This is a genomic window from Nocardia sp. NPDC004722, from assembly GCF_053601505.1.
Window position 1 is genome coordinate 1 of sequence record NZ_JBSGBY010000607.1, and the last position, 4,947, is coordinate 4,947.

The 4,947-nt window shown below is 63.5% G+C and carries 6 protein-coding genes; 2 read left to right on the plus strand and 4 right to left on the minus strand.

Going from position 1 to position 4,947, the window contains the following annotated elements; genetic code table 11:
- Both ACWELQ_RS37845 and ACWELQ_RS37850 read right to left on the minus strand, forming a co-directional pair.
- A partial coding sequence (locus ACWELQ_RS37845) for a DUF6630 family protein (RefSeq protein WP_452401823.1) occupies positions 1–966 on the minus strand: 966 nt, incomplete at its 3' end.
- A gap of 346 nt (positions 967–1,312) precedes the next feature.
- Positions 1,313–1,750, minus strand: coding sequence for a hypothetical protein (locus tag ACWELQ_RS37850; protein WP_452401824.1), 438 nt, complete (start codon positions 1,748–1,750; stop codon positions 1,313–1,315).
- A 593-nt stretch (positions 1,751–2,343) separates the two neighbouring features.
- Here ACWELQ_RS37850 and ACWELQ_RS37855 point away from each other — a divergent pair.
- Complete coding sequence (locus ACWELQ_RS37855; protein ID WP_452401825.1) at positions 2,344–2,487, plus strand: hypothetical protein; 144 nt, start codon at positions 2,344–2,346, stop codon at positions 2,485–2,487.
- 68 nt (positions 2,488–2,555) lie between these two features.
- Complete coding sequence (locus ACWELQ_RS37860) at positions 2,556–2,738, plus strand: hypothetical protein (protein ID WP_452401826.1); 183 nt, start codon at positions 2,556–2,558, stop codon at positions 2,736–2,738.
- 15 nt (positions 2,739–2,753) lie between these two features.
- Here ACWELQ_RS37860 and ACWELQ_RS37865 read toward each other — a convergent pair whose 3' ends face one another.
- Both ACWELQ_RS37865 and ACWELQ_RS37870 read right to left on the minus strand, forming a co-directional pair.
- A complete protein-coding gene (locus tag ACWELQ_RS37865) occupies positions 2,754–3,833 on the minus strand; it encodes a hypothetical protein (protein ID WP_452401827.1) in 1,080 nt (359 codons plus the stop codon).
- 466 nt (positions 3,834–4,299) lie between these two features.
- Complete coding sequence (locus tag ACWELQ_RS37870) at positions 4,300–4,896, minus strand: SMI1/KNR4 family protein (protein WP_452401828.1); 597 nt, start codon at positions 4,894–4,896, stop codon at positions 4,300–4,302.
- Positions 4,897–4,947: the final 51 nt, after the last annotated feature.

The window sequence follows — 4,947 nt, forward strand, 5'->3', positions numbered from 1 at the left end:
ATACGACCTCGGGTTGCCGGTCGGGGCGAGGGCGAACAGTTTGTCGAGTGAGTCACGGTCGGCGAACCATTGGGTAGCAGGACCGTGGACGTAGGCCATGAATCGGGTGACGAGGCCGTCGAGGGCGGCCTCGGATTCGCCGTAGAGCGCGCGATTCATGGCTCGTGGGTCGTCGAAGAACCCGAAGGGCACCGATTCGATCAACCCGGCCCCGCGCGCGTTCGGCGACCCCATCCGCAGGAACTCCGCGACTGCCGGGGACCCCAACCACGCGCGGCCTCGGACCGCAATCCGTCCAGGTTCGCGCACGAGCGAAGCACCGACCGCGGTGACCGTCGCGGGAAACAAGCTGCTTTCGGCGCTGAACCACATATCTCGCGTCACTACCATGCCGTCGCGGAAATGTTCGGTCGGTCCGTCATCAAGCGGAACGCAGCGCTCGAACCCGGCGTCGATCATTGCCGCAGCCAACCGCTCCGTCATCAGATCGATCAGCCGTAGCGTGTGATTTACCTCCTCGATGTCCAGCGCCGTCAGCGCGGGGACGGCAGGCGCGGCCGTTGCAGGGGACGCGGCGGCCCGGGCTGTCCAACATCCCTTACGGACCACTCGGAACCGGTGACCCGCCTCGGCGGTCAAACCGAGCACGGTATCGAGTCGCTTCTCATCGATCGCGGTCAGGCAATAGCCGTCAGCGTCGATCTCGAGTGAAAGCAGGGCGTGTCCAAGGTCGAGGCAACGCTCACCGATCTCCTCGAGCAGCCTGGGAGTGTCCTCGCCGGGATCCCAATCCATGCCGCCGCCAACAAATTCGTGGTACCAGTCCCACCGGAACCTGCGCGGAAACTTCCGCATCGTCTTCAGATCGCGACGGACTTCGTCAGGGTCGCAACGCCAGTCGATATATGCAGTCAACCCTGAATCGCTCAGCGCCCAACGCATGTCATCGAAGGGATCCTCACCCACGCCCTCCAGGATTCGCACAGGCACCCTGGCATACGCAGGCGCGAGACAACGGGCAACCGCAGCCCATGCCTGCCTGTCGTTTTCGAACCCCATCGCCTACCTCCATACCCGCACGCCTCGAACACGGTAGCTGTCCAGTCCGACAACCCATCGAAGCGGAATCCATGGCAGACCAGCGAACGCGATCCTCCCCAACAGATGCCAGCCACTCGTAACCGTTCTCAATCGGCGGTTCTCGGATGATCCGCAGGCGGCCAGCGAGACCTAGCCGAAGATCAACTGCACCTGGGCATCTCGGGACCATCGTGGTGCCCTGTCATGCCGACGAGCGTGCATTCGGGCGGGCTCAGCGGTCTGTGGGCGGGTCTTCTCTGAACAGGACACCGGTGACAGAGCTGGTATACGGCTCCCGGCGGGTACGTGGCAGAGGCACCTCGGACAGCTTGCCGTCGTAGATCATCCACAGACCGAAACAGTCGTCGTTCTCGTCGTGGACGAGGACCTGTACCGATTCGGGTCGCGGCCACGGTAGCGATTCGAGATACGAAAGCAGATCGCCCCAGGTGTTCCGATGGAACTGGATCACCCAGGCGTAACACTCGTCCGAACCATATGGAAAGCCTGCGCCGGAGAAGACAGCGTCGTCGACTTCTACGAAGAGTTGATGCCACGGCCGGGACCGGGATTCGTCGGCTCTTGTCAGGTGCTCCATGACATCCTCGGCTCGGCGCGCCAAGACGATAACTTCAGCGAATCTGCTCACTGCACCAAGGCCCTTCGACACGATCAATTATCCCAGCCACACACGAACCTAACCGCAACGCGCACACGCCACGAAATATCCGGTCATGCCGCATGCCGCGCTGATCGAACCGGCCAGCGCGGCACAGCGGAAGATCAACGGGCCGTGCCGATCTGAGCCGTCCCGGACGTCCGCTACTGCCTGCGGATGCATCGATCACCTTGAGCGATAAGGCATTTCAACCACTTGATCGTAGCGATAGTCCGGCGAACGACCCTGGCATAGGCCCGGCAAGACCACCTGCATCTCAACCGGTGCGATAGCGTTCCCGGAATGCGGTGAGAAAGAACATATTCGGCGATCAGGACCAGGTTGAACACCGCACCGGCCACTGATCCGGGTCATCCTGGCGACGCTGGTCAATGGTGACGGCGGCTATCGGTGAATTTGACGTCAGCCGACCGGGCTGAGATCCGTTGGTATCGGGGAAATCCGACGTGGCCGAAGAGCGCGCCCGGCAGGTTCTGCGTGTCGCCGAACGCCCTGTAATGGCTCCATTTGCAGGTGGTCAAGCGCAGGCTAGCACGCGTGACACACAGCCCAGCTTGCGGAACCGCAGCGAAGGTGCCGCCGCCGTGTGCGCAGTGCGGTTGATGTTCGCGCTCATCGGGCTGATCCGCTACCGCGCCTTCGTCCTGAGTCTCATCGTTCCGGCACTGCTCATCAACCTGACCGATCTGCCGCAGTCGCTGACCGGCGCAAATCCAAGGTTGCGATAGCGCAGGCGGCGGCGGACTGCGCGAAGAATCCGTATAGACGCAAGATCGGCGTCTATACGATCCTCACGGTGCAGGAGGTGGTCGGCGGGTGTGCCCTGTCCACCGATGTCGCCTTCGACGACACAGTCTCCGAGACGCTCGGCTTTGTCCACCTGCCGAACGGGTTTCCCGCCCGAGCGCCGAATACCACCACGACCTACGAACAGCACGACGGGCCTTGGTTCCGATACACCCAACGGCTGACATGGTGAGTGCGAACCCTCTGGTCAAGGGTTCTCTTCCAGGGTGAGACCGTAGTAGTCGACGCGATAGCCGGCCACCGATTGCGCGTGGTCGCTCAGGCTGAGGTCCCGCGGGGACGCGACGCCCAGGCCGCGCAGGGTATCGACCATCATACGAGCCAGACCGGGACCGTCGACCTCGCCGATACCGAAATCGCCCGAGTGATAGTGGGATTCGATCCAGTGCTCGAGCGCGGCGGGCCGCGTGGATTCCGGAATCCATCCGAGCGAGGCGGGGTCGGCGATACTCGCGCCGAGTCCCTCCGTGTCGTACGCGACCTCGAGGCGCGCGCCGCATGCGATGTGGAATACGACGGGCCCCCCGCTGCCGGGCACCAGGGCATGAAAGCCCAGGTCCAATTCTATTCCGAGCGCATGGGTTTCAGCGGGCAGGTTCCAGAGGAAATCTGTAAGAGCGCGAAGGAAGACGTCCCATTCGTCGGTGCGCCACCCTCCGGGGAAGCCCAGACCCGCATTGGCGGGATCCCGGTTCGAGCCGAAGAAGCCACCGATGGCGTAGTTCTCGCCGTGGCCCTGCCTCCAGAACCAGTTCTCCGCCGGAGCGGTCGGCTGCAGCAGCAATTCAGGACCGTGCTCGCCGGCGCGCAATTCGAGGGTGTCCACCTGCTGACGCCAGCGGCGGAAGGGGCTGCCCCACCGCGGAGTCGAGTCGTAGAACGGACCGAGTTCGCCGTAGGCCCCCATGATGGGGGCCGGGCCGAACTCTCGGGTCAGCGCCTCACCCGCCGCACGGAACGCGGCAGCCTTTCCCGCCGCTCCACCTTCCGGGACCGCGATGGGCACGTACAACCCCACGTAGTCCTCACCCTCGTGCACATGTTCCTTCTCGAACCGGTCGACTCGCCGCAGCCGAGGTGCCCACTGCGGCAGGTCGTCCGGTCCCACACCCCCGATCAGCCGCACCCCGTCGGCGGTCTCCTGCCACTGCCATCCGAGCCCCGTCACCAGTCGCCGCAGCGCCGCCGTCCGCCAGCCACCGGTTTCCGCACCCCGTAGTTGCCGCGCAAGATCGACCACACGCGCCGCGTCCCAACCCACCGTCATGCCGAACTCCCCGATTCGCTCCACATACGTAGGAGACCCTGCCATACCGGCCCGACAGACATCGACTCCGTGAGCGCTCGGAGGGGTTTTCACAGCGGCATGCTCCGCGTCTGCGCGACGCGAAATGCCTTGATGAGCCGCATTCGCGCTCGGCGATCACGACGCACGGCAATACGCCTCCGCTGCGAGATGCCGGGCCGATCCCTCGATGGTCGGGTGGGCCCCAGGATCAATAGATCAATGTGGCCACAAGGCATCTCGGGGCCGTTGCAGTGTCCGCACATGCCGCGAGCCGCGCGGTCCGAAGCGGCCAAGCGGTCGGCACTGAAGGTCGCTGAGGCCGAACGGTTTTGATCTCAAGCCCACCGCCCCCGGTGTCGACCCGAACGCACTATCCTGCCGAATTTCGTGTGATCCCTGGTGGTGGTACGCGATTCCGGCGACCTTGGGAACGGGCGACCTAGGATCAGTTGTGTTCGGTCTTCATCTGGTGGACGATCATCCTCGCCAAGGTGATTTTCCGGTCCAGAAATTCCCTGAGATCCCCGAAGCGGATACACTCGATGCTCTCGATTTCCCACACGGGCGCGGAGGCGCACTGCTGTTCGAGGCCGCCGACAGTCACGTATTGGATGCCGTCGGCGGTACCGCCGATGATGATCAGATTGTCGAAGGAGTCCATTTGCAGGTCACTGGGCTGGACCGAAAAGTCGTGGAAAACCTCGAGCATGACCTTGTGCTCGGGCGAGTCCTTCGAGATGTCCCCGAGCGCATAGAGTTCTCCGCCACCCCAGAACGACTTCCAACCATTGACATGACCGAGCCATTGTTTGTACTGGTCGTCGAACCGGATCCCGAGCCGGGCCTCGGCCGCGCGGATGTCGTCAGATGAAGCAGCGGGATTCGGCTCGGTCAGCATCCAGTCGGACTTCTGACCAACCGCGAGGCACTGGTCGTACCAGTTCTTCTGTTCCGCTTTCAACGCAGCGATCACCGGCGGCACCCAGTCGCTCGACTGCTCAGAGGACGCATTCTTGATCCGCTGATCGATGGGCTCATCCATGACGATGATCATGTCATCGGGTCTGCACACGCACTACATTGCCGCGTCCCG

Bases quoted from the DNA above. Each gene is read 5' to 3' on its own strand.
- ACWELQ_RS37865 (WP_452401827.1), bottom strand. From the start codon at position 3,833: ATGACGGTGGGTTGGGACGCGGCGCGTGTGGTCGATCTTGCGCGGCAA.
- ACWELQ_RS37870 (WP_452401828.1), bottom strand. From the start codon at position 4,896: ATGGATGAGCCCATCGATCAGCGGATCAAGAATGCGTCCTCTGAGCAG.